Origin of the sequence: Microbacterium wangyouchuni (assembly GCF_051546305.1) — a bacterium.
GTDB lineage: Bacteria > Actinomycetota > Actinomycetes > Actinomycetales > Microbacteriaceae > Microbacterium.
Window position 1 is genome coordinate 148,420 of sequence record NZ_JBPTMA010000006.1, and the last position, 23,819, is coordinate 172,238.

Sequence of the window (23,819 nt, forward strand, 5' to 3'; positions counted from 1 at the left end):
GATGACCGCCGAGGAGAAGAACGAGTTCCTCATCGTCACCGGCATGTCCGGTGCAGGGCGCTCGACAGTAGCGAATGCCTTGGAGGACCTGGGCTGGTATGTCGTGGACAACCTGCCGCCGCAGATGCTGCGTCCTCTGCTTGATCTCACGGATCTCGGCGGGGGAGCGCTGCCCAAGGTGGCTGCAGTCGTCGATGTGCGCGGCCGCAACCTGTTCAACGATTTCCCGGAAGTGGCGCGGGCACTTCGCTCGCGAGGCAGTGTCCGGGTGGTCTTTCTGGATGCCTCTGATGATGTGCTGGTTCGCCGTTTCGAGGCCGTTCGCCGCCCGCACCCCTTGCAAGAGGACGGCACATTGCTGGACGGCATCCGTCTGGAGCGCAGTCGGCTGACAATGGTTCGCGAGGCAGCCGACATCGTCATAGACACCTCGTCGCTGAACATCCACCAGCTGGCGACCCAGGTCTCGGAGACGTTTTCTGACGAGGGCGCAGCGCGCCACCGTCTGACGATTCTCAGCTTCGGTTTCAAATACGGCCTGCCCACCGATGTCGATCTGGTCGCGGACATGCGCTTCCTGCCGAACCCGTACTGGCGGGAAGAGTTGCGCGGGCTGACCGGACAAGACGAAACCGTGCGCGACTACGTGCTCTCGCGTGAGGGAGCAGCGGAATTCCTTGACGCTTACGCCACGATGCTCGACCCGGTTCTTGCTGGCTACCAGCGCGAGAACAAGGGGCATTCGACGGTGGCGATCGGATGCACCGGAGGCAAGCACCGTTCCGTTGCGATGGCGGAGGAACTGGCCAAGCGGCTATCGGTGATTCCCGGTATCGCGATCAGCGTGCGTCACCGCGACCTCGGCCGGGAATAGAACGGTGCCGCGCCGGGTAAACTAGTTCTTTGCGTCGCGATCCGACGCATCAGGTTTTACAAGGAGTCCCGTGGCGCTAACCACCGATGTCAAGGCTGAACTCATCAGCATCCGCAACGCACCCCCGACAGTGCGGGTCGCTGAAGTCACTGCGATCCTCCGCTTCGCCGGTGGTCTTCACTCGATCGCCGGTCGCGTCGCAGTCGAGGCAGAGGTGGACGCCGACCTGCTGGCGCGTCGCGTCGCACGCGACCTCGCCGAGATCTACGGCGTTCGCCCCGAAATCGCTCAGGTGCAGTCGGCCAGCTCCCACGATGGTGCACGCTACGCCGTCCGTGTGATTGCGGCAGGGGAGACCCTTGCTCGCCAGACCGGCCTCTTGGATCAGCGCCGTCGCCCCGTGCGCGGGCTTCCGAACCGTCTGACCACCGGGTCTCGCGAAGAGATTGCCGGTCTGTGGCGCGGTGCGTTCCTCGCAGCCGGCACGCTGTCGGAGCCCGGACGCTCGGCGATGCTCGAAGTGACCTGCCCGACCTCCGAGGCCGCAATGGCCCTCGTCGGTGCCGCACATCGGCTCGGGGTCGCAGCGAAGGCCCGCGAAGTACGTGGCACGCCGCGAGTGGTCGTCCGCGAAGGCGAATCTATCCGTTCGCTCCTGAGCCAGATCGGCGCGCAGAAGACGGCCGCCACCTGGGAAGAGATGCGGCAGCGCCGCGAGGTGCGAGCGGGCGTCAACCGCCTGGTGAACTTCGACGACGCGAACCTGCGTCGCTCAGCGCAGGCCGCAGTGGCCGCCTGCGCGCGAGTGGAGCGCGCGCTGGAGATCCTCGCCGAAGATGTTCCCGACCACCTGCGCCTTGCCGGCGAACTGCGTCTTGCCCATCGTGACGCCAGCCTGGATGAGCTCGGTCACCACGCTGAGCCGCCGCTGACGAAGGATGCCGTCGCCGGCCGAATCCGTCGCTTGCTGGCCATGGCAGACAAGCGCGCCCAGCAGGAGGGCATCTCGAACACGGAAGCTGCCGTCCCCGCCGGGCTGGACGTCTGATCCCCACGCACCCGGGTAGAGGACAGACATTTTTCTCCACCCGCGGAAGGAACCCCACCGCTCGGGCGTTGTCGTCAGTAGGATGAAAAAGTCTGCTCCTCGCCGCATGTGGGTGGCGTGGAGGACCGACAAGCGCCGCGGTACGGCGCGGATTGGATGAAACGACATGGCGATCTACACGCTTCCCGACCTTCCCTATGACTTCGCGGCCCTGGAACCGCACATCAGCGGCAAGATCATGGAACTGCACCATGACAAGCACCACCAGGCGTATGTGACTGGTGCAAACGCTGCGCTCGATGGTCTCGCTGAGGCTCGCGACAGCGGCAACCTCGCAAACGTCAACAAGCTCGAGAAGGACCTCGCGTTCAACCTCGGTGGCCACGTCAACCACTCCATCTTCTGGACGAACCTGTCGCCGAATGGCGGCGGTCAGCCCGAGGGCGAGCTCAAGGCTGCCATCGACGAGTTCTTCGGCTCGTTCGAGAAGTTCCAGGCGCACTTCACGGCTGCAGCGATGGGCATCCAGGGTTCTGGCTGGGCTGTACTCAGCTGGGACTCGATTGGCCAGCGTCTGATCATCCAGCAGATGTTCGACCAGCACTCGAACACGGCGATGGGAACCATTCCGCTGTTCCAGCTCGACATGTGGGAGCACGCCTTCTACCTGGACTACCTCAACGTGAAGGCTGACTACGTCAAGGCCGCGTGGAACATCGCGAACTGGGAGAACGTCGCCCAGCGTCTCGAAACTGCACGTAACCAGACGAAGGGCCTGCTGGTACTGTCGTAACCAAGACGAGTGTCCCGATGGGCATTCAGCTCGTCGGGACGCCGTTGTCCACACCAATTCTCTATTGAAAATGCGCGAGAGCGCTCGAGAAACAGGGAGAGACCTTAGTGTCTGTCAAAATCGGCATCAACGGCTTCGGCCGTATCGGACGTAACTACTTCCGCGCAGCACTCGCGCAGGGAGCAGACCTCGAAATCGTCGCGGTGAATGACCTTACCGACAACAAGACGCTTGCGCACCTGCTCAAGTACGACTCTGTCAGCGGCGTTCTGGATGCCGAAGTCAGCTACGACGACGACAGCATCACGGTCAACGGCAAGAAGATCAAGGCGTTCGCAGAGCGCGACCCCGCAAACCTCCCGTGGGGCGAGCTGGGTGTCGACATCGTCATCGAGTCGACCGGCTTCTTCACCAAGGGTGCGCTCGCCCAGAAGCACATCGATGCAGGCGCCAAGAAGGTCCTGATCTCTGCTCCCGGCACCGACGTCGACGCCACGTTCGTCATGGGCGTGAACGAGGACACCTACGACGCGGCCGCGCACAACATCATCTCCAACGCGTCCTGCACCACCAACTGCCTCGCTCCGCTGGCACAGGTCTTCAACGACGAGTTCGGCATCGAGCGCGGCTTCATGATGACTGCGCACGCCTACACGGCTGACCAGAACCTGCAGGATGGCCCGCACAGCGACCTGCGTCGCGCACGTGGCGCAGCGATCAACATCACGCCGGCCTCGACCGGTGCTGCCAAGGCGATCGGCGTTGTGCTCCCCGAGCTCAACGGCAAGCTCAGCGGCTCTTCCTACCGCGTGCCGGTTCCCACCGGCTCGATCGTCGACCTGACGATCATCTCCGATCGTGCCGACCTCACGGTCGACGAGGTCAACGCCGCCTACAAGAAGGCAGCTGCTGACGGTCGCCTCAAGGGCTACCTGCAGTACAACGAGGACGAGATCGTCTCGAGCGACATCGTGCACAACGCACACTCGTCGGTCTTCGACGCGACGCTGACCAACGTCAGCGGCAACCTCGTGAAGGTCTCCAGCTGGTACGACAACGAGTGGGGCTACTCCAACCGTCTCGTCGACCTGACCGAGTACGTCGCAGAGCGTCTCTAAGAAGATCATGACCCTGCGCACCCTGGAATCACTGGGTTCGCTCGAGGGCAAGCGCGTCATCGTCCGTTGTGACCTGAACGTTCCTCTGCGGGACGGCGTCATAACGGACGATGGCCGTGTTCGTGCCTCGTTGCCGACCTTGAATGCCCTCATCAATGCGGGCGCACGTGTCATCGTGTGCTCGCACCTGGGACGCCCCGATGGCGCCCCGGACCCGCAGTACAGCCTTGCGCCTGTGGCGCAGCGGCTGGCCGAGCTGCTCGGCAAGCCGGTCGCGTTCGCTCGCGACACGGTGGGCGAGTCCGCCCGTGAGGCTGTTGCTTCGCTGGAGGACGGCGGCGTCGTCGTCATCGAGAACCTGCGCTTCAATGCGGGAGAGACGTCGAAGGACGACGGAACCCGTCAGGCTTTCGCCGCTGAACTTGCGGAACTGGGCGACGCGCTCGTCTCTGATGGATTCGGCGTCGTGCACCGCAAGCAGGCCAGCGTCTACGAACTGGCGGAGCTGCTGCCCTCGTCTGCTGGACTCCTGATCGCGACAGAGCTCGAGGTTCTTGACCGACTGACGGAGAACCCGGAGCGCCCCTACACGGTTGTGCTCGGTGGCTCGAAGGTCAGCGACAAGCTCGGTGTCATCTCGCATCTGCTTCCGCGTGTCGACCGGATTCTGGTCGGTGGCGGGATGCTGTTCACCTTCCTCGCAGCGCAGGGCCACGCTGTGGCATCCAGCCTGTTGGAGAAAGACCAGCTCGAAACTGTTCGCGGTTATCTCGTTGAAGCAGCCGAGCGCGGTGTGGAGATCGTGCTGCCGACGGATGTCGTCGTGGCCGAGAAGTTCGCTGCGGATGCTGCGTACGAAGTGACCGCAGCAGACGCCATTGAGCAGTCCGCATTCGGTGCTTCCGGCATCGGCCTCGACATCGGACCTGATACCGCTGCGGCATTCGCCGAGGCGATCCGCAGCTCGAAGACGGTGTTCTGGAACGGCCCGATGGGCGTGTTCGAGTTCGAAGCGTTCGCTGCTGGTACAAAGACAGTCGCTCAGGCTCTCACCGAGGTCGACGGCCTCAGCGTGGTCGGCGGCGGTGACTCGGCAGCGGCTGTTCGTCAGCTTGGCTTCGCCGATGACCAGTTCGGTCACATCTCGACGGGTGGAGGCGCCAGCCTCGAATTCCTCGAGGGCAAGAAACTACCCGGCCTGGAGGTGCTCGGATGGGCGTAACAGCTCGTACCCCGCTGATTGCGGGCAACTGGAAGATGAACCTGGACCACCTGCAGGCGGTCGCCTTCGTTCAGAAGCTGCACTGGGCGTTGAAGGATGCCAAGCACGAAGAGGGCTCGGTCGAGGTCGCGGTGTTCCCGCCCTTCACCGACATCCGCAGCGTGCAGACCCTGATCGATGCGGACAAGATTCCGTTCGAGCTGGGTGCGCAGGATGTCTCTGCACACGATTCGGGTGCGTACACGGGGGAGATCTCGGGTGCATTCCTGGCCAAGCTCGACGCGAAGTACGTCATCATCGGCCACTCGGAGCGTCGTGAGTATCACGCTGAGGGTGACGACGTTGTGGCTGCGAAGGTTCAGGCGGCGCTGAAGCACGGGCTCGTTCCCGTGATCTGCGTCGGTGAGACCGCAGAAGACCTCGAGAAGTTCGGTGCCAGTGCGGTGCCGGCCGGTCAGTTGGAAGCGGCGCTCAAGGGCGTTCCGGCATCCGCTGACGTTGTGGTCGCCTACGAGCCGGTCTGGGCCATCGGCTCTGGACAGGCAGCGACGCCGCAGCAGGCACAGGATGTGTGCGCTGCGCTTCGCGGCGTCTTGGCGAAGAGCCTGGACGAGGACGCTGCTGCGCGCACCCGTGTTCTCTACGGTGGCTCGGTGAAGGCAGCGAACATCGCAAGCTTCATGCGTGAACCCGATGTTGACGGTGCCTTGGTCGGTGGCGCGAGCCTCGTCGTTGACGACTTCGCCGCAATCATCCGATTCGAAAAGCACGTCGGCGTATGAGCGGCGGCGGGGTTTCGGCCCCGCCTCCGTCGTATACTTGACCCTTACGGGAATTCTGTCCCAGCGAAAGGCTCTCCCTCGTGGCAATTCTTGAGTTCGTCCTGCAGGTTGTGCTGGGCATCACCAGCGTCCTGCTGACTCTCCTCATCCTTCTCCACAAGGGCCGCGGCGGCGGCCTTTCCGACATGTTCGGTGGGGGGATGACCTCTGCTGTCGGATCTTCCGGTCTCGCAGAGCGCAACCTCAACCGCTTCACAATCATCCTCGCGCTGGTGTGGTTCGTCTCCATCGTGGCGCTGGGGCTCATCACCAAACTGGAGGTGGTGGCCTAATATGGCTACCGGAGGAAACGCCATCCGCGGAACCCGTGTCGGTTCTGGCCCGATGGGTGAACAAGACCACGGTTACCACGCCGACCGCATCGCGGTCTCGTACTGGGACGGCCTCGGCAACGAGACTGTTCGCTACTTCGCTGCGGGGCTTCCCGACGAAGAGATCCCTGAGACGATCGACCACCCCCGTTCGGGGCTGCCGGCTGGCCGCGACAAGAACAACCCGCCCGAAATCGGCAAGAACGAGCCCTACAAGACGCACCTCGCGTACGTGAAGGAGCGTCGCAGCGACGACGAGGCTGTTCAGCTGCTGGAGGACGCGCTCACTCAGCTACGCGAGCGCCGCGGACAGGCTTGAGCGCCGCCGCTTTAGTTCTTTGACGAAACCGTCGTGATCCTTATGGGTCGCGGCGGTTTTTTCGTCTGGCTGCGATGAGGCGAATAAGCAGCACGAGCAGCCCGGCGCCGACGAGAACGGCTGCGGAGATGATGAGCCCGGTGGGGATCGTGGCGCCGGTCGTAGCCAGCGGATCATCGGCGGGCGATTCGACGGACTGCGTGAGCGTGACACTCACGGTAAGGACCGCGGATGCCGTGCGCGTCGAGTTGTTGGAGGATGCGGCGAGGCCAACAGAGACGGGAGCCTGGACGCTGTCGCCCGGGGCGAGTGCTTGACCTTCGAGTCGCGGCGGGATGAGATCGGACGCGAGGGCGATGTCTTCTGGGGCGGTCGGGTCGCCGGGCGACCAGAGTCCGGTGATCGTGAACTCAGCGGCATCACTGCTCACGTTGCGCACCCAGAGTTCGATCGGCACCCGCTTGCCAGGGACGATCCGCTCGGCGACGTCAGGCAGAGCGAGGTTCGATCCCGTCGTCCAGGTGATGCCGTCGGTGCTGAGAAGGAGATATTCCGAAGTTGTAGCCGCCTGAGCTGGCGTGGTCGTGGCGAAAGGGACTGCGATGACCAGCAGTGCGGCAGTGGTGACGGCTGCTCCCGCCCGTGCCACCCGTCGTCGGGTCCGGGTGTCTTTCACGAGCATGAACAGGCCCCAGCCGATCGCGCCGACACCGAGAACCGTGACGAGGATGGACTTCACCGCTGGCGTGGCCCAGATATTGATGTACCCGAGCCAGGGGATCGCATAGACGACAACCCCGCGTAGCTGGACCTCCTGCACAGGGTTTGCATCCTGCACGTTGTTCGCGTCACCTTGAGTGATGAGCAAACGGTCACTGTCCGCGCCATAGCCGATGCCGACGACGCGGTGTGTCGCGACCTCGGGTTTACCTGATTCGATCTGAAAAGTGACGATGTCGCCGACTTTGATCTCGTCGATTGGTGTCTCCCGGACGGCAATGAGATGGCCGGGGTCAAGAGCCGGACGCATGCTGCCGGTGAGGACCGTGTAGCTCTGCGCGCCGAGCACGAAGGGGATGATCACGGTGAAGAAAGCAAGGGCGCACACGAGGGCGAGGATGATGGTGCCGAGAATGCGGGAAAGTAGGTGGCTCTTGCGTTTGGTGCCGGTGTGCACGCCCGTTACTTGCACTCGACGCCTCCGAGCAAGCCGTCGATGAGCAAGCCGCTACGTCCAATTGCTACTGCGGAACTGCTCACGGGGGAGACCCATCCGCTGCTATGGACCGCCTGCACTTCGACGAGCGCATTTCCGCTGCTGAAAAGTACTGAGACGAGCCCCCCGAGGAGGTTGTTCAGCACTCCTCCGGTGAGAGCGATGTTGCTTGTCGGGGTTGTGGTCTGTTGATTGACTGTTCCGCTAGCGTTACGCACGATCACGATGTAAGAAACTGCGCCGGACACGTCTGCCCAATCGACGTTCGCCTGCCGGAAGACGAGGAGCCCGGACGAGGTGCAAGTGAGGCCGGTCGGAGCCTCGACTGCACCGGTCGTGATTGTGGCTGACAGTGCAGTGCTCGCACTCCAGTACCCCCACGATGACGCGGGGACAGCGAACGTGAGCATCGCGATGATCGCGGTGACCGCGGCGGCACGCCATAAGCGCCTGTTTTCACGTCTCATCCGCTGACCTGTTCGGCGGTGATGGTGATGGTTGGCGTGGAGGTTAGACCCTGGGCGACAGCAGCCGCGTCGGAGCTCAGCGTGTAGCGCACGCAGATACTCATCGTCTCCGGGGAATCGGTTGCTGGCAGCGCAGCACCGGTGCCGCACGCACCCCGCCAAGCCTGGAAGGTGAAGGCGTCGTTTGGATTGGAAGAAGAGGCGTTCACCGTCCACTTCAAGTTGTCGCCTTCTGGGGCCACGACGACCGCGACGCTTCGTTCGACGGATTGACCGGGGTAGAGGCCGGTCCAGTTAGGCGTGCCGCCGACCCAGGTCGCCGAAACGGTCAAGTCACCGGAGGCTACGAGACCGCCTTGCAACTCTTGCTGTGCCTGCCAGTAAGCGGACACTCCGGTTGCCGCCGCTAGGGCCACGAGGACCCCGGCGGCGGCACCGATCACCAGGCGACGCATGCTTACCGCTGCTTCAGACGTTGCCTTACGGTTGAACCTGCGTGAGCGTCAACGTGATGTCCTCGAAAGTAAAATCGGTCAGCTGCAAGTCGGTGCCGACGGTTTGGGGATCGAACTGGAAGTCGACGTTGACGCTGACAGTCTCCCCATTCAGGTCACTGGTCAACCCGGTACCGGGGAAGGCGACGCCCGTTGAATCCTCGACGTTCACAACAACGGGTGTGACGATACCAGCGGGAAGATTAGCCACGTCAGACACGGTGAGGTCGGCAACGAGATTGTCACCGATGAGGGTGAGCGCAAAATCACCGGTGAGCTGAAGCGTGTCGCCGGGGACGATGTCGATGGTGGACAGATCGGTGACGACGACTTCTGTACCGTCCTCTCCGACAAGGGTCCACGTCTGTCCGCCGACGGGTTGGATGTCGAGGTCACCACTGGCGACGGTTCCGCCGGCTAGCGTCTGTGTCGTCGACCAGTACGCGAGCGTGGTGCCGCCGCCGAGCAGGAGAACGGCTCCGGCGGCGATGGCAATGATCGCCTTCGTGCGAGAACTGACAGATTTAGGTGTGGCTACAGCTTCGGTCATGATGGATCCCCCTCATAGTGGGCGTTTGGGTAGGACGCCCTGTTACTCGACACCATAACCCCCGTTGGGGCCCTGGTCGATATCGGTAAAAACATCAGCATACCAAATCCATATGCGAACGCATGCAAATCGGCCTCATTAACGGCATGCAGCGGCAGCGTCGATCAGTTCTTGCGGGGGAGTGCCGTAAGTGGATGTTCCGTTGGCTCGGTTGAGGTAGCCCATGCTGATGGCCCACGCTGTCGCCCAGTCCTCGACCTTGTCCTGTGACGAATCGTCATATGCGCCCTCGCATCGAACGCTGATCGCGTGACCGACCTCATGCGCGACCAGGGCTCTGCTGCGCTCGCTCGGCCAGCGTTCCGCCACCGAGTTCGACAACTCGATATTCGCGTACCCGGGGTCGCCGTACCACCAACTTGCGTAACCGCCCATGCTGTCTGCATCCCCGAATCCGTTGACGAGCGGTGCCCAGTCGAAGTCAAGAAGGAGGCCGGGTGCGAGGCTGCGAGCGAAGGTCTCGACCTCGTCTCGAGCGGAGTTCAGCGGGCCACTCTTCTCCATGAGTTCGGCATGCTCGGATGTAAGCATGGCGGCAGCTGCCTGTTCCATGTCCAAGTAAGCGGTGGATGCTTCGGCGGAGAAGTCATCGGAAGACCGAGTCAGGCGTTGAGTAGCAGCGCGAAAAGCCACGATGTCGGGGTTGCGCGCCGAGATATGGTCGGCCTCGAACTGTTCGGCTGATTCGGTTGCCGAGGTTACAGCGGCGGTGCCCGCTTCTTGCAGCACACTCGTGGCGGCCGCAGCATCCTGACCCGCCGACCTGTAATCGTCGATCAGTCGGACGGTCGTCGAAGAATCGGCATTGAGCTGCGCTGTCGCGCCGAACAATTCCCATGCCCACCCGGGCTTCGTCGCCGCAGTGGGCGCGGTTTCGCCTGCCGTCGAGGTCATCTGCTCCACCACGGGCGCAGCGTCGTCAACAGCAGTGGCGAGGTTCTGCTTGGCCTCAGCATCCATCAGCCAGACGCTGGCTGTGGCGGTGACGCTCTCTCCAGCTTTGCTGACCTCGTGAAGTTCGTCGACGGCTTCGACCAAGGATGAGCGACTGGTCTCGGCATCCGTTGCGAGCGAATCGAATGCGCGTCGCGCGTCGTCATAAAGCAGATTCGCTGTCAGCTGAACAGCCCCGAACAGAATGCCGATCACGGCAACAGTCACTGCTAGGCGGATGACAATGGTGCGTCGTGCTGAACCCGGAGGAGCTGGTGACTCGGTCACGGCGCATCCTTCCGAAGAAGTGGAGGGGCTGACGAGAATCGAACTCGCATCATCTGTTTGGAAGACAGAGGCTTTACCACTAAGCTACAGCCCCGGACCCATCGACTAGCTCTGGGACCGAACCCGGTCAAAACCGGACCTGATTAGCATAGCGGACGTTGAGAGTGTTCCTGTCCGTTAGACTCGACGAGGCCGTTCCCGTCTACGGGATCGACCGGGGCGTAGCTCAGCTTGGTAGAGCGCCCGCTTTGGGAGCGGGAAGTCGCAGGTTCAAATCCTGTCGCCCCGACAACGGCCCCCTAAAACCTCACGGCCGCGCCGTTGCGCGGAAATCCAAAAGGAGACACACAAGCATGGCGAATAGCACCGTCGAGAAGCTGACCCCGACCCGGGTGAAGCTCACCATCACGGTCACCCCGGACGACCTGAAGCCCAGCATCGCGCACGCGTATGAGCACATCGCGCAGGACGTCCAGATCCCCGGCTTCCGCAAGGGCAAGGTCCCCGCTCCTATCATTGACCAGCGCATCGGCCGTGGCGCCGTCATCGAGCACGCTGCCAACGAGTCGCTTGACAAGTTCTTCCGCGAGGCTGCCAACGAGCACAAGCTGCGCGTCGTCGGCCGTCCGTCCGCTGACATCACCCAGTGGCCGAACGAGAAGGACTTCTCTGGAGACCTGCTCGTCGATGTCGAGGTGGACGTGCGCCCCGAGATCGAGGTTCCCGCGTTCGACGAGATCACGCTGACCGTTGACGCAGTCGAAGCTGACGACGCTGCGCTGGACGCTGAGCTTGACCAGCTGCGCGCCCGTTTCGGCACGCTCATCCCCGTCGACCGTCCGGCAGCGAAGGGCGACTTTGTTGAGCTCGACCTGGTCGCCACGATCGACGACAACGAGATCGACCGCGCCGAGGGTGTCTCCTACGAGGTCGGCTCCGGCGAGCTGCTTGAGGGCATCGATGACGCCGTTGAGTCGCTCACCGCTGGCGAGGACACGACGTTCCGCTCGAAGCTCGTCGGTGGCGACAACGCCGGCGCCGAGGCAGAGGTATCCGTGACCGTCAAGGCTGTCAAGGAGCGCGAGCTTCCTGAGGCAGACGACGACTTCGCTCAGATCGCCAGTGAGTTCGACACCATCGCTGAGCTGCGCGACAGCCTCGCCGAGCGCGTGAGCGAGCAGGCCGTCTTCGCACAGGGCTCGGCCGCACGCGACAAGCTCATCGAGGCGCTGCTCGAGAAGGTTGAAATCCCCGTTCCGCCGCAGCTCATCGAAGACGAGGTGCACAACCACCTCGAAGGTGAGAACCGCCTCGAGGATGACGAGCACCGCGCTGAGGTCACCGAGGCCAGCGAGAAGCAGTTCCGCACGCAGGTCCTCCTCGACACGATCGCCGAGCAGGCTGACGTGCAGGTTTCGCAGGAAGAGCTGAGCCAGTACCTGATCCAGTCCGCTGCGCAGTACGGCATGGCTCCGCAGGAGTTCGTCGAGGCGCTGCAGTCCTCGAACCAGCTGCCCGCACTGGTCGGCGAGGTCGCCCGCAACAAGGCGCTCGCGATTGCTCTGGGCAAGGTCAACGTGGTCGACACCAACGGCAAGCCCGTGGACCTGTCGAGCCTGGTCGCCGTCGATGACGAGGACGAGGCTGTTGAGTCGGCTGACGCTTCCGCCGATGAGAAGCCTGCTGTGAAGAAGGCTCCGGCGAAGAAGGCCGCCGCCAAGAAGCCGGCTGCCAAGAAGGCTGCTGACGCTGAGGCTGCTGACGAGAAGCCGGCCGCGAAGAAGCCCGCTGCGAAGAAGCCGGCCGCCAAGAAGGCTCCGGCGAAGAAGGCTGACGCAGCCGAGTAATCGCGCTGAAATTTGACGAAAGGACGGATGCTTCGGCATCCGTCCTTTCGCGTTGAAGCGTGAAGCTTCGAGAACGAACTCGCTCTCGAGGAGCTCAGCGCACGTCGGTATCGTGCGTGGCCGTGCCGCGCACCATCTCGACCCAGCGCGTGAGGAACGCAGCCCCTGCTTCGTCGTGGATCAACTCTCCGGCGGTCAGTACGGGGTAGGGCGTCTCCGGAATGCCATCGGCCGGCCGCACATCGACATGAGCAACAACGAAGCCCTGCTCGTGTAGCCAGTCGGCCATCGCGTAGTCGGTGCGCGAGTCGCCCACCGTGCGCCACTGCTGAGGCAGCGGGCCATTCGGCAGCAGCATCTCGATCGCGCGCATTGCGCCGAGATCCTTGCCGAGCCGGACCGATTCGATATCGGTGGAGATGATCGTCGAGTCGATGCGGTACCCGACGTCGCCGACAGCATCCGCCGCGATCACGCCATTGTGTTCGATACCGAGATCGTGCCGGCCCATCTCATCGAAGGCCGCGGCGTCGAACTCAACTTGTCGCACCTTGTAGGCGGCGTTGTCGATACTCGTGTGCTGCTCGATCGAAACCATGGCGCGCTTGGTGCGGTCGAAGAACATGTGATCATCGAATCGCTCCCCGACGAGCTTTTCGATCGATTCTGCGTAGGATGCCGGAACCGCGAGTTCATGCGACACCTCGATCTCGCCAGCACCTTCGGGAGTGATGGCGAACCACACGGCACCCTTCTCGCACACGGCGAAAACCCGCGCATGCTCGGGAAGACTGGCGGCGACAAGCGGCATGACGACTTCCTCGCGCAGAAAAGCGTCGGAGCGTCCGGTATTGAAAACGATCGGGATGCCAGCGCCGGCAAGCTCCACCAGATCGGTCACAATCGACCGGATCGCGACCGTGCGGGTCACAGGGCTGGCGATCGGGCCATCGACATCGAGCAGCAGTCCGAGCAGGGGTGCGGTATCACTCATACCTCGACGCTACCGGCGTCTGAACCGGTTTGCTGACTCGGCGATCGTTCATCTGGTGCGCCACGCTGATATGCCGACGGCGAACACGGCCTGAGCGCGGCGCGTGCGCCGGTAGATTCGAATCACCGAACACGGAAACAGGAGCTGAAATGGCTGCAGAACCCCTTGTCGCGACAAGCGTCTTTGACAGACTGCTGAAGGACCGCATCATCTGGCTGGGGTCAGAGGTGCGTGACGATAACGCCAACGAGATTTGCGCGAAGATTCTTCTTCTCGCCGCAGAGGACTCGGAGAAGGACATCTATCTTTACGTCAACTCGCCCGGTGGCTCGATCACCGCGGGTATGGCGATCTACGACACGATGCAGTTCGTGCCCAACGACATCGTCACGGTCGGCATCGGCATGGCGGCGTCCATGGGGCAGCTGCTGCTCACTGCTGGGACCAAGGGCAAGCGGTACATCACGCCCAACGCCCGTGTTCTGCTGCACCAGCCGCACGGTGGCTTTGGTGGCACCTCGAGTGACATCCAGACGCAGGCCCAGTTGATCGTCTCGATGAAGAACCGTCTGGCCGAGATCACGGCCGCACAGACCGGGAAGAGCGTCGAGCAGATCAACGAAGACGGTGACCGTGACCGTTGGTTCACAGCAGCTGAGGCGCTCGAGTACGGCTTCGTCGATCACATTCGCGAGTCGGCCTCCGATGTCATTGGCGGCGGCGGCACCGCCGACTCGGCTGAATAACGGATTCGAGAGGATATCTATGTACACCCCTACTTTCCAATCCGCTGGCAACCTGCCCTCCAGCCGCTACGTGCTCCCGCAGTTCGAGGAGCGCACGGCGTACGGCTTCAAGCGTCAGGATCCGTACAACAAGCTCTTCGAAGATCGCGTGATCTTCCTGGGCGTACAGGTCGACGACGTCTCCGCTGACGACGTCATGGCGCAGCTCTTGGTGCTCGAGAGCCAGGACGCCGAGCGTGACATCACGATGTACATCAACTCACCCGGTGGATCCTTCACCGCGATGACGGCGATCTACGACACGATGCAGTACGTTGCGCCGCAGATTCAGACTGTCGTTCTCGGCCAGGCGGCCTCTGCCGCATCGGTGCTGCTGGCAGCAGGAGCACCAGGCAAGCGGCTCGCTCTGCCCAACGCCCGCGTGCTGATGCACCAGCCGGCAATGGGTGAAGCAGGGCACGGTCAGGCGTCGGACATTGAGATCCAGGCAGCCGAGATCCTGCGCATGCGCACGTGGCTCGAAGAGACCATGGCCAAGCACACAGGCAAGCCCGTTGAACAGGTCAACAAGGACATCGACCGCGACATGATTCTCTCCGCGGCTGAGGCTCTTGACTATGGTGTCGTTGACCAGGTGTTGACGACGCGTAAGCGGTCCTAATCGAGATGTGGGTCATCGGCCATCGTGCCGATGACCCACTTCTGTCCGATCCAGATCTCAAGGAGAACACTCATGACGCAGAACCTCGCGCGTTACGCCGACCACACTCTTCTGAAGCCGGAGGCAACCCGAGCTGATGTCGCCGCGACCATTGCAGAGGCAGCCGAGCTCGGCGCTTACAGTGTGTGCCTGTCGCCGTCGATGCTCCCGATCGATCTGCCCGAGGGATTGAAGCTGGCTGTCGTGATCGGTTTCCCCAGCGGTAAGCACCACTCAGAGATCAAAGCTGCAGAGGCTGCGCTTGCGGTGGCACAGGGTGCCGACGAGCTTGACATGGTCATCGACATCGGAGCCGCGATCGATGTTGACTACGCCCGAGTGGAGTCCGATATCCGCGCCGTCCGGGAAGCTGCTCCCGCGCCCATCGTGCTCAAGGTGATCATGGAATCGGCGGCGCTCAGCGATGAGGCCATCGTGGCCGTCAGCCGCGCGGCAGAAGCCGCCGGAGCGGATTTCGTGAAGACATCGACCGGTTTTCACCCGGCGGGTGGAGCATCCGTTCATGCGGTCGAGCTGATGAAGAGCACCGTCGGCGACCGTCTCGAGGTTAAGGCTTCCGGCGGAATTCGCACGCGTGAGGTTGCCGAGGCCATGATCGCCGCGGGCGCGACACGCCTGGGCGTCTCGAGCACCCGCGCAATCGTCGAAGACGTCGAGGCAGCCAGCGACTACTGACAATCGACACGGGAGTGTGCGCTCCGACCGTGCCAATGCGGCGCAGTGTCGGAGGTAGCGGTTAGGCTCGAAGGAGTTTCTCAGTCTCCCCAAGGAGGACGCGCATGGCCCGAATCGGTGAAAGCGCTGACCTGTTCAAGTGCTCATTCTGCGGAAAGAGCCAGAAACAGGTGCAGCAGCTGATCGCTGGCCCCGGTGTGTACATCTGCGACGAGTGCGTCGAGTTGTGCAACGAGATCATCGAAGAGCGCATGGCGGAATCCTCGGCCGAGGGCGTCGCGGACTTCGAGTTGCCCAAGCCGCGCGAGATCTACAGCTTCCTCGAGGAATACGTCGTCGGACAAGAGCAGGCCAAGCGCTCGCTGTCTGTCGCCGTCTACAACCACTACAAGCGCGTTCGTGCGCATGGCACCCTGCAGCTCGCCGAGCAGAAGGCCGACGAAGTCGAGATCGCGAAGAGCAACATCTTGATGATCGGCCCCACCGGCTGCGGTAAGACCTACCTTGCGCAGACTCTGGCCAAGCGGCTCAACGTACCCTTCGCCGTCGCCGATGCCACAGCGCTTACCGAAGCAGGTTACGTGGGTGAAGACGTCGAGAACATTCTCCTGAAGCTCATCCAGGCCGCCGACTACGACGTGAAGCGTGCCGAGCAGGGCATCATCTACATCGACGAGATCGACAAGATCGCTCGCAAGTCGGAGAACCCGTCGATCACTCGTGACGTCTCCGGCGAGGGCGTGCAGCAGGCGCTTCTGAAGATCATCGAGGGGACTGTCGCGGCGGTGCCACCGCAGGGCGGTCGCAAGCACCCGCATCAGGAGTTCTTGCAGATCGACACCACGAACGTGCTGTTCATCGTCGCTGGTGCTTTCGCCGGGCTGGAAGACATCGTCTCCTCGCGGGTAGGCAAGCACGGCGTCGGGTTCGGTGCACCGTTGCATGACAAGAGCAAAGACCTCGATCTGTTCAGCGAGGTGCTGCCCGAGGATCTGCACAAGTTCGGATTGATTCCCGAGTTCATCGGTCGACTGCCGGTGGTCGCATCGGTCACGCCGCTCGACCAGAAGGCGCTGATCGAGATCCTCACGGGCCCTCGCAACGCCCTGGTCAAGCAGTACCAGCGCATGTTCCAGCTCGACGGTGTGGAGCTCGAGTTCGACGACGATGCGCTGAGCTCGATCGCCGATCTTGCAGTGGAGCGCAAGACAGGTGCGCGCGGTCTGCGTGCGATCCTGGAAGATGTGCTCGGCCCGATCATGTTCGAGATTCCGTCGGCGGAAGACGTGAAGAAGGTCATTGTCACCCGCGAGGCTGTTGACGATGGCGCGGCACCCACGGTCGTGTTGGAGCGCAAGCGCAAGAGCGCCTGAGCGGACGATGACTGCGGCCCGGGTACAGCCTGCGCCGTGGACGGTGGTTGATTCCGAGATCGTCGTGGCCGATCGTTGGATCCGACTGCGTGCAGACACGTGCCTGGATGCCGCCGGTCGCACAATCGCGCCGTACTACGTAATGGAGCCAGCGGAGTGGATCTCGGTCCTCGCGCTGAACGCCGACGGTGATGCGATGCTCGTCGAGGAGTACCGACACGGCGCGGGCGTCATGGCGCTCGGCACGATCGGTGGAGCGGTCGATGCCGGAGAGTTGCCGCAGGACGCTGCGGCGAGGGAGCTTCGCGAGGAAACAGGTTGCGAAGCAAGCGAGATCATTGACCTCGGCGCCACCTGGGCGAACTTCGGCAACCATACGAACCGCGTTCACCACTTCCTCGCTCGCGACTGTACACAGGTGGCGGCACAATCGCTCGATGCCGGCGAACTCATTTCCGTACGCGTCGTGCCGTTGGCAAAGGCCGGCGAGCGGCTGCTGCAGAGTTTCCATCAGCTCACCTGGTACAAGGCGATGCAGCTGCTGAGGTGGCGATGAGCCCGCTCGTGCGAAAGTTGGGGGTGAGTTTCGCGATTGCGGTACTGACGGTCGTGGTCGTCGCGGTCGTCCTCGTGGTCATCCTCATCTCAGCTATGCGAGATCGGGATGGTGACGAGCTTGCTGCCGCGCGGGTCGAGGACGTCGCTCGTGCTCTGGCTCAGGACCTTGACGGCATCCGTGAGCCGATTGATGCAGAGACGGTGGCCGCCGAAAGATTCCATTCGCGTGCTGCGACGGTCGAACCGTTGACTTGGACGGGGGCGATCGGACTCGAGCAGACAGGCACGATCGAAGCCCGCCTCAGCGCAAGCGTCACGGAGAACTCCATCGGTGGATACTACGGACCGTTCAACTCGGCCGGGTCGGCCGTGCAGTGCTACCGCTACACGATTGCGCTAGGTGAGGATGTCCGCTTGGAAATGATCCCGTGCGACGGTCTTCCAGAACCGCGAACACCCCCGGCCTCGAACCGCCCGGTCCTCCCAGACGGCGCCGCGGAGCGGGTGGAAAAAATCCTGATAGACGCTCCCGGTTCGACAGTGGCCGACCGCTTGCGCGCCGAGTTTCCGGGGGAGGAGTTCACGATCGAGGTCGTCAAAACCGAAGCGGGAGAGGTTGTCGTTGCCGTCGGCGTGCGACCGGGGACGGGTTGCATTCTGCGGGTCAAGGATGCAACGGGGGCTCTGCTCGCCCCCTCGTACGACCAGACCTGGCTCCAACCTGGTGAGCAAGGCTGCTCGACGCAGCTGTATACCGCGCCGCCACTCTGATTCCGCAGACACAGCTCATCGCCTCGGATGTCGGCGCTCCGGTCTAAGGTGACGCCATGCGAAGCTTCCGAATCTCGATCTCTGATGGCATCATCGATGACCTGCGCGAGCGGCTTTTGCATGCGCGCCTGCTTGCGGACTCACCCCGGCGCCCGCAGTCCGGGCTGTCGGCGGCCTATCTGCGCGAGCTCGTCGAAGCCTGGGCCGTGTTTGACTGGCGCGCGCGCGAGCGATGGTTGAATGAGCACCCCCAGTTCATCGCCGAGGTCGAGGGCACCGATATTCATTTCGTTCATCTGCGCTCGGAACGCGCTGATGCTCCTGTGCTGCTGGTGATGCATGGGTGGCCGCACACCTTCGCGCTTCAGCTCGAGTTCGCTCGGCTGCTTCCTGATTTCCACGTGGTCGTCCCGAGCTTGCCCGGATTCGCATTCTCTGCTGCGTACGACGGAACCATGTCAGAGGGCGTGATGGCTCGGCTGATGCACTCGCTGATGAGCGACACACTGGGCTACGAACGGTATCTCACCTACGGAGAGGACCTCTCCGCCAACGTGAGCGATCTGATCGCGGCGACGTACCCTGAAAGCGTGCAGGGCATCTTCGCGACACATGCGCATTTCGGCACGGATGAGGAACGGGCGCACGCGGAAGACCCGGCCGCTCGCGCGTTCTTTGCACGCCTCGCTGCCAGCGGCGGTCCGGACGGTGCCTACGGGCATGTCCAGGGGACACGTCCGGACACGCTTGCCGCGGCTCTGAACGATTCTCCGGCGGGTCTCATCGCATGGATCACCGAGAAACTTGTGGAATGGAGCGATACTCCGACGGCTCGACCAGAGCTGCTCGAGCGCAGGATCTCGCGCGATCGCATCCTCACCGAGGCGATGATCTACTGGTCGACGCAGAGCATTGCAACCTCTTTCCGAAGCTACTTCGACGGCGGCGAGTATGAGCGCATCCCTCCCGTCGAGGTGCCAGCCGCAGTCGCAATCCAGCGGCACGAGTATGACTACCCCGAGAGCGTTGCGTGGGCGTATTACCGCGACCTGCGTTCCTTCGGACGGATGCCGGAGGGTGGGCATTTCGCGATCGCCGAGGTGCCGGAGGCAATGGCGACGAGGATGCGCGAGTTCGCCTCCGGGCTCGGACTGCTCTGAGTGCGTAGTATCCCTGTCCCGCAGCAACGGGTCCAGGGGTGGCATCATTCGAGCGCCACTGGTTAGCATCGACAGATGTTGTATTTGTACTGCGCTGGCGGTGATCACAGGAGCAACGATGCATGACGAGCGGTATACGGAGGCCTACCATCAACTTGCGGCAGAGGTGAATGAGGCCGATCTGATGCGCAGGCGTTACGGCTTCTACTGGGCAATGATGCTCTTTTGGATGCTGTCGGCAGTGGTGATTCTCGTAGGCGTGATTCTTCTCGGAGACACCTGGTTCCAGCTGATCCTGGCAGCGCTGCTCGGGTTGTGCATGGCGCAACTCGGCTTCCTCGGTCATGAGGCGGCTCACCAGGAGATGTTCGAGTCACGTCGCTGGAACGACTGGACAGCCCGGGTTCTCGCGGGTCTGTTCACCGGCCTCAGCTACGGCTGGTGGGTCGACAAGCATGGTCGTCATCACGCAAATCCGAACAAGGAGCGTTCGGATCCGGATGTGGGGGCGGGCGTGCTTTCCTTCACCCCAGAAGGCACTGATGGGCGTACGGGATTCCTGTCACGGATCGGCCGATTCCAGGGATTCTTTTTCATCCCGCTTCTCTTGTTCGAAGGGTTCTCCCTTCATGTTGACTCGGTCAAGACGATCCTCGTCGGCAAGAATGTGACGCATCGCTGGACGGAGATCCTCTTCGTCGGAATCCGCATCGTCGGCTTTCTCGCGTTCCTCTTCCTTGTCCTTCCGCCGCTCATGGCTGCGGCCTTCGCGGCGGTGCAGGTGGCCGTGTTCGGATTCCTCCTCGGCGGTGCGTTCACGCCCAACCACATCGGGATGCCCACGGTTCCGCATGACGCGAAAATCGACTTCTTGCGGCGCCAGGTGCGCATGTCGCGGAACGTGCGCGGTGGTCCGCTCGTGCACTTCTTCATGGGAGGCCTGGAGTATCAGGTGGAGCACCACCTGTTCCCGAAGGCGCCGCGACCGAGTCTTCCTGCCCTGCAGAAGATCGTCCGCAGACACTGTGCGGCCAACGACATCCCCTACGAAGAAGCCACACTCAGTCAGTCGTTTCGGACGATTCTCGCTTACCTGAACCAGGTGGGGCACATGAACCGTGACCCGTATACCTGTCCGCTGGTCCGCGAGTATCGCGGATGAGCAACCACGACAACGAGAGTAGAGATCATGAAGGTCACCGTGCACCCGACCACCTGTATCGCCTCGGCGCATTGCAGTAGGACTGCGCCCCGGGTGTTCGCCAACAGGGACGAAGACGGCGGGTTCGTCCGGCTTCTCGACGCGAACCCGCCAGAATCCGAATGGGCGGCGGTTCGCGAAGCGGCGGAACTGTGCCCGTCAGCGACGATCCACGTTGAAAATTCTGAGTGAGTCGCCCATCAGCGCGAGAGCGCTAGGGGATCGCGTCGATCTGTGTCACCCGTCCAGCCCGCGGCGTTTCAGCAGCGGCGCGATATCGGCGTCGCGGCCGCGGAAGTCACGGTATGCATCCAGCGGATCCTTTGAGCCGCCGACACCGAGCAGCCTTGCGCGGAAACGGTCGCCGTTCTCGCGGGTGAGCCCGCCATTCTCACGGAACCACTCCACGGTGTCGGCGTCGAGTACCTCGCTCCAGATGTAGGAGTAGTAACCCGCGCTGTACCCGCCCGAGAAGATGTGCGCGAAGTACGTCGAGGAGTAGCGGGTGGGGACGACCGGATTGTCTAGCCCGATCTCAGCAAGCGCTGCCGCCTCGAATGCCGCGACATCCGAAACCGACTCGTCAGCCGCGAGCCGATGCCAGGCCTGATCGAGCCAGGCAGCGGCGAGATATTCACTCGTGTCGTGCCCCTGGTTGAAGGTCTCTGTCGCGCGCAGCCGCTCGACGACCGCAGCATCCAGAGCCTCGCCGGTTTCGAAATGCCGCGCATAGTTGTCGAGCACTTCCGACCACAGGATCCACATCTCGTTGACCTGGCTGGGGAACTCCACGAAATCACGGAACACATTGGTGCCCGCGAAATGCGGGTAGTTGACTGTCGCGAATAGCCCATGCAGCGCATGCCCGAATTCGTGGAACAGCGTCGTCACCTCATCGAGCGTCAGCAGCGTCGGCTGCCCATCTCCCGGCTGTGACACGTTGAGGTTGTTCACGACGACGGGCGCTGTGCCGCGCAGCGCGGATTGGCTGACAATCGGGTTCATCCACGCACCGCCGCGCTTGGAGTCCCGGGTGTAGAGATCGAGAATGTAGAGCCCCAGCGCGCTGCCGCCGGCATTGTGCACCTCGAATACCCGCGCACCCGGATGGTACGCGACAAGATCGTCGCGTTCGACGAACGTCACGCCGTACAACTGCGTTGCGGCGAAGAACACGCCGTCCTGCAGGACGCGCTCCGCCTCGAACCAGGACCGCAGCGCGGCCGTATCGATGTCGTACTTTGTGGTGCGCACCTTCTCGGTATAAAACGCCCAGTCGTGCGCCTCAAGGGTGAAAGGATCGGTTTCTGTCTCGTCGATGATCGCCTGCAGGGCAGCCTGCTCAGTGCGAGCGTTGGCTGCCGCGGCAGGGGCCAGCCGGTGCAGCAGTTCCGACACGGCCTCCGGTGTGCCAGCTGTCTCATCAGCGGTGACGTAGGCGGCGTGCGAGGAATATCCGAGCAGCTGAGCTCTATCTGCGCGCACGGCGACGATCTCCGTGAGGGTGGCCTGGTTGCCGTTGGCATTGTTGCGCGTGGCGCGCGAGCGCGATGCGGCCATGATCCGTCTGCGGCTCTCGCGGTTCGTCAGCGAAGCGAGATACGGATGCCCGGTGAATAGCGGCAGCGAGATCAGGTAGCCGCCATCAGCGCCGCGTTCGCTCGCTGCCCGAGATGCCGCGGACAGCTCGCTTTCGGAAAGGCCGTCCAGCTCCTCCGCGCTCTCGAAGAGCACAGCCAGGTCGTTGGTATCGGCCAGCAGATTCTTCTCGAACATCGTCGTCAGCATCGACAGCTTCTGGTTCAGCGCGGTCAGCTGGGCCTTTGCGGCTTCATCCAGTCCAGCGCCAGCGTGCGTCATCTCACGGTAGTGCCGCTCCACGAGGTATCGGCTCTCGCCATCGAGGTCGAGCTGATCGAGCTGCTCGTACATGTTCTTCACACGCCAGTACAGCTGAGCGTCAAGCCGGATGGCGTCTTCATGAGCGGCCATCAGGGGCGCCAACTCTTCGTCGATCGCCTGGATCTCGTCGGTAGCGTCCGCGGAGCTCACCGTGTAGAAGGCGTGTGCAACGGCCTCGAGCAGGGCTCCCGCCTGCTCGAGCGGGATCATTGTGTTCTCGAATGTGGGCATCGATCGCACGCGGGTGATCGCGGCGATCTCATTGAGGTGCTCTTCGAACGCGGCCTGGAAAGCGGGGAGATAGTGCTCGGGGCGAATCGCGGCATAGTCCGGAAGTGCATAGGGGAGAGCGGACGGCGTCAGGAGCGGGTTCGCGGCATCGGTCATAAAACGAGCCTACGACGCGCGCGCATGGTGTCGTGCAAAGAAACGATTGCAAAATAAAGCTTGCAAAGAAAGCCTTGCAAGGATATCTTTGCATTATGAGCGAAGCAAAGAAGACCCCCGCTGCAGCAGAACGTCGCGTTCTGGATGCTGGTGCACTCAGGGCACTGTCGCACCCGCTGCGGGTGCGGATCTTCGACATCCTCGCGAATGAGGGACCGCAGACCGCCAGCACGCTCGCTGAAATACTGGGGGAGTCGTCCGGTGCGACCAGCTACCACCTGCGGTCGCTGGCCAGCCACGACCTGATCCGTGAGGTCGACGGTGTCAGGGCAGGCCGAGAGCGCTGGTGGGAGCGGCCGGTGGGCGGGATCGTCTACGACTCCCGCGCGGTGCAGGGCTCACCCTCGGGGGAAGCCGCACTCCAGGTCGCGGTCGCAGAGGTGCATCGCCGCCGGCATGACGAGCTCATGGAGTTCTTCACCGGGCGCATTGATAAAGAGCCGGTCGAATGGAGGGGTGCCAGCACCTCGATGACCAGCGGGATCAGCATGACCGCAGAGCAGACCATCGAACTCACGAAGAAGATCGAGGCGCTCATCGACGAGGCTGCTGAACAGTATCGGGATCAGAAGGGCGAGGGTGTGCGGCGGGTCAGTGTTCGAGCCGACGTCTTCCCACTGAAGAGTCATACGACGAACAAGGAGTCCGCATCATGAGCGCTGTCGCAGTCACCCGTACATCTCCCGTGCCGCGCGGAGCGAACGCTCTCGAGCGGGGCTCCATCAGGCTGGCCGATGCGATGACGCGTTGGGCAACCCGCAGAGTAGAGCGTCGACAGGATCGGCGAGAGGCGATGCTCGCAGCGATCAAAGCGGAACAGACTCGCAAGCCTGATCCGCGCGCCACTGACCATGCCCTGTTGCACATGGGCCTGCCACTGCGCTGAGGT

Annotated in this window: 27 protein-coding genes and 2 tRNA genes; 21 read left to right on the forward strand and 8 right to left on the reverse strand. The window is 62.9% G+C overall.

Annotation, left to right across the window (positions count from 1 at the left end):
- Position 1: 1 nt before the first annotated feature.
- The 8 genes from rapZ (at position 2) to ACSS7Z_RS13535 (ending at position 6,527) form a co-directional block, all read left to right on the forward strand.
- A complete protein-coding gene (rapZ, locus tag ACSS7Z_RS13500; protein WP_438255386.1) occupies positions 2-874 on the forward strand; it encodes an RNase adapter RapZ in 873 nt (290 codons plus the stop codon).
- A gap of 70 nt (positions 875-944) precedes the next feature.
- A complete protein-coding gene (whiA, locus tag ACSS7Z_RS13505) occupies positions 945-1,922 on the forward strand; it encodes a DNA-binding protein WhiA (RefSeq protein WP_438255387.1) in 978 nt (325 codons plus the stop codon).
- Positions 1,923-2,088: 166 nt separating this feature from the next.
- On the forward strand, positions 2,089-2,715 hold the full coding sequence (locus tag ACSS7Z_RS13510) for a superoxide dismutase (protein ID WP_438255388.1): 627 nt from the start codon (positions 2,089-2,091) through the stop codon (positions 2,713-2,715).
- Positions 2,716-2,822: 107 nt separating this feature from the next.
- A complete protein-coding gene (gene gap, locus ACSS7Z_RS13515) occupies positions 2,823-3,833 on the forward strand; it encodes a type I glyceraldehyde-3-phosphate dehydrogenase (RefSeq protein WP_438255389.1) in 1,011 nt (336 codons plus the stop codon).
- Positions 3,834-3,840: 7 nt separating this feature from the next.
- Positions 3,841-5,055 (forward strand): phosphoglycerate kinase, encoded by a 1,215-nt coding sequence (locus tag ACSS7Z_RS13520; protein ID WP_438255390.1) that lies wholly within the window; start codon positions 3,841-3,843, stop codon positions 5,053-5,055.
- Entirely contained in the window at positions 5,046-5,837 is a 792-nt protein-coding gene (gene tpiA, locus ACSS7Z_RS13525) for a triose-phosphate isomerase (RefSeq protein ID WP_438255391.1), read from the forward strand. The genes ACSS7Z_RS13520 and tpiA overlap by 10 nt, the downstream gene beginning before the upstream one ends.
- Before the next feature lie 80 nt (positions 5,838-5,917).
- Positions 5,918-6,169: a preprotein translocase subunit SecG gene (gene secG, locus ACSS7Z_RS13530; protein WP_438255392.1), complete on the forward strand. Its 252-nt coding sequence runs from the start codon at positions 5,918-5,920 to the stop codon at positions 6,167-6,169.
- Between the two features lies 1 nt (position 6,170).
- Positions 6,171-6,527, forward strand: a complete 357-nt coding sequence (locus ACSS7Z_RS13535) for an RNA polymerase-binding protein RbpA (RefSeq protein ID WP_438255393.1) — start codon at positions 6,171-6,173, stop codon at positions 6,525-6,527.
- Positions 6,528-6,567: 40 nt separating this feature from the next.
- Here the strand turns inward: ACSS7Z_RS13535 and ACSS7Z_RS13540 are convergent, their stop codons facing one another.
- From ACSS7Z_RS13540 to ACSS7Z_RS13565, 6 genes are all read right to left on the reverse strand, one after another.
- Positions 6,568-7,719, reverse strand: a complete 1,152-nt coding sequence (locus ACSS7Z_RS13540; RefSeq protein ID WP_438255394.1) for a signal peptidase I — start codon at positions 7,717-7,719, stop codon at positions 6,568-6,570.
- On the reverse strand, positions 7,710-8,210 hold the full coding sequence (locus ACSS7Z_RS13545) for a hypothetical protein (protein ID WP_438255395.1): 501 nt from the start codon (positions 8,208-8,210) through the stop codon (positions 7,710-7,712). The genes ACSS7Z_RS13540 and ACSS7Z_RS13545 overlap by 10 nt, the downstream gene beginning before the upstream one ends.
- A complete protein-coding gene (locus ACSS7Z_RS13550; protein WP_438255396.1) occupies positions 8,207-8,665 on the reverse strand; it encodes a hypothetical protein in 459 nt (152 codons plus the stop codon). The genes ACSS7Z_RS13545 and ACSS7Z_RS13550 overlap by 4 nt, the downstream gene beginning before the upstream one ends.
- A 25-nt stretch (positions 8,666-8,690) precedes the next feature.
- Positions 8,691-9,254, reverse strand: coding sequence for an alternate-type signal peptide domain-containing protein (locus ACSS7Z_RS13555; RefSeq protein ID WP_438255397.1), 564 nt, complete (start codon positions 9,252-9,254; stop codon positions 8,691-8,693).
- Between the two features lie 138 nt (positions 9,255-9,392).
- Entirely contained in the window at positions 9,393-10,535 is a 1,143-nt protein-coding gene (locus tag ACSS7Z_RS13560) for a hypothetical protein (protein ID WP_438255398.1), read from the reverse strand.
- A gap of 20 nt (positions 10,536-10,555) precedes the next feature.
- A tRNA-Gly gene (locus ACSS7Z_RS13565) sits at positions 10,556-10,629 on the reverse strand.
- 121 nt (positions 10,630-10,750) lie between these two features.
- Between ACSS7Z_RS13565 and ACSS7Z_RS13570 the strand changes: the two genes are divergently transcribed.
- Positions 10,751-10,824, forward strand: a tRNA-Pro gene (locus tag ACSS7Z_RS13570).
- 64 nt (positions 10,825-10,888) lie between these two features.
- A complete protein-coding gene (gene tig, locus ACSS7Z_RS13575) occupies positions 10,889-12,382 on the forward strand; it encodes a trigger factor (RefSeq protein WP_438255399.1) in 1,494 nt (497 codons plus the stop codon).
- Between the two features lie 94 nt (positions 12,383-12,476).
- On the opposite strand, the gene ACSS7Z_RS13580 is transcribed toward tig, so the two are convergent.
- A complete protein-coding gene (locus ACSS7Z_RS13580) occupies positions 12,477-13,376 on the reverse strand; it encodes a hypothetical protein (protein ID WP_438255400.1) in 900 nt (299 codons plus the stop codon).
- 149 nt (positions 13,377-13,525) lie between these two features.
- Between ACSS7Z_RS13580 and ACSS7Z_RS13585 the strand changes: the two genes are divergently transcribed.
- From ACSS7Z_RS13585 to ACSS7Z_RS13625, 9 genes are all read left to right on the forward strand, one after another.
- Entirely contained in the window at positions 13,526-14,122 is a 597-nt protein-coding gene (locus tag ACSS7Z_RS13585) for an ATP-dependent Clp protease proteolytic subunit (RefSeq protein WP_438255401.1), read from the forward strand.
- A gap of 19 nt (positions 14,123-14,141) precedes the next feature.
- Positions 14,142-14,783, forward strand: coding sequence for an ATP-dependent Clp protease proteolytic subunit (locus tag ACSS7Z_RS13590; protein WP_438255402.1), 642 nt, complete (start codon positions 14,142-14,144; stop codon positions 14,781-14,783).
- Positions 14,784-14,813: 30 nt separating this feature from the next.
- Positions 14,814-15,518 (forward strand): deoxyribose-phosphate aldolase, encoded by a 705-nt coding sequence (deoC, locus tag ACSS7Z_RS13595; protein WP_438255403.1) that lies wholly within the window; start codon positions 14,814-14,816, stop codon positions 15,516-15,518.
- 104 nt (positions 15,519-15,622) lie between these two features.
- Positions 15,623-16,891 carry an ATP-dependent Clp protease ATP-binding subunit ClpX gene (clpX, locus tag ACSS7Z_RS13600; protein WP_438255404.1) on the forward strand — a complete coding sequence of 423 codons (1,269 nt, stop codon included), beginning with the start codon at positions 15,623-15,625 and terminating at the stop codon, positions 16,889-16,891.
- Positions 16,892-16,898: 7 nt separating this feature from the next.
- Positions 16,899-17,447 (forward strand): NUDIX hydrolase, encoded by a 549-nt coding sequence (locus ACSS7Z_RS13605; RefSeq protein ID WP_438255405.1) that lies wholly within the window; start codon positions 16,899-16,901, stop codon positions 17,445-17,447.
- A complete protein-coding gene (locus tag ACSS7Z_RS13610; RefSeq protein WP_438255406.1) occupies positions 17,444-18,220 on the forward strand; it encodes a hypothetical protein in 777 nt (258 codons plus the stop codon). Before ACSS7Z_RS13605 ends, ACSS7Z_RS13610 begins: the two co-directional genes overlap by 4 nt.
- A gap of 56 nt (positions 18,221-18,276) precedes the next feature.
- Positions 18,277-19,380: an epoxide hydrolase family protein gene (locus tag ACSS7Z_RS13615; protein WP_438255407.1), complete on the forward strand. Its 1,104-nt coding sequence runs from the start codon at positions 18,277-18,279 to the stop codon at positions 19,378-19,380.
- Positions 19,381-19,498: 118 nt separating this feature from the next.
- Positions 19,499-20,542, forward strand: coding sequence for a fatty acid desaturase family protein (locus tag ACSS7Z_RS13620; protein WP_438255408.1), 1,044 nt, complete (start codon positions 19,499-19,501; stop codon positions 20,540-20,542).
- Positions 20,543-20,569: 27 nt separating this feature from the next.
- Positions 20,570-20,773: a ferredoxin gene (locus ACSS7Z_RS13625; protein WP_438255409.1), complete on the forward strand. Its 204-nt coding sequence runs from the start codon at positions 20,570-20,572 to the stop codon at positions 20,771-20,773.
- Positions 20,774-20,818: 45 nt separating this feature from the next.
- Here ACSS7Z_RS13625 and ACSS7Z_RS13630 read toward each other — a convergent pair whose 3' ends face one another.
- Positions 20,819-22,870 carry a M3 family metallopeptidase gene (locus tag ACSS7Z_RS13630; RefSeq protein WP_438255410.1) on the reverse strand — a complete coding sequence of 684 codons (2,052 nt, stop codon included), beginning with the start codon at positions 22,868-22,870 and terminating at the stop codon, positions 20,819-20,821.
- Between the two features lie 95 nt (positions 22,871-22,965).
- Here ACSS7Z_RS13630 and ACSS7Z_RS13635 point away from each other — a divergent pair, with 95 nt between their 5' ends.
- Positions 22,966-23,586: an ArsR/SmtB family transcription factor gene (locus tag ACSS7Z_RS13635; RefSeq protein WP_438255411.1), complete on the forward strand. Its 621-nt coding sequence runs from the start codon at positions 22,966-22,968 to the stop codon at positions 23,584-23,586.
- Positions 23,583-23,816 (forward strand): hypothetical protein, encoded by a 234-nt coding sequence (locus tag ACSS7Z_RS13640; protein ID WP_438255412.1) that lies wholly within the window; start codon positions 23,583-23,585, stop codon positions 23,814-23,816. Before ACSS7Z_RS13635 ends, ACSS7Z_RS13640 begins: the two co-directional genes overlap by 4 nt.
- Positions 23,817-23,819: the final 3 nt, after the last annotated feature.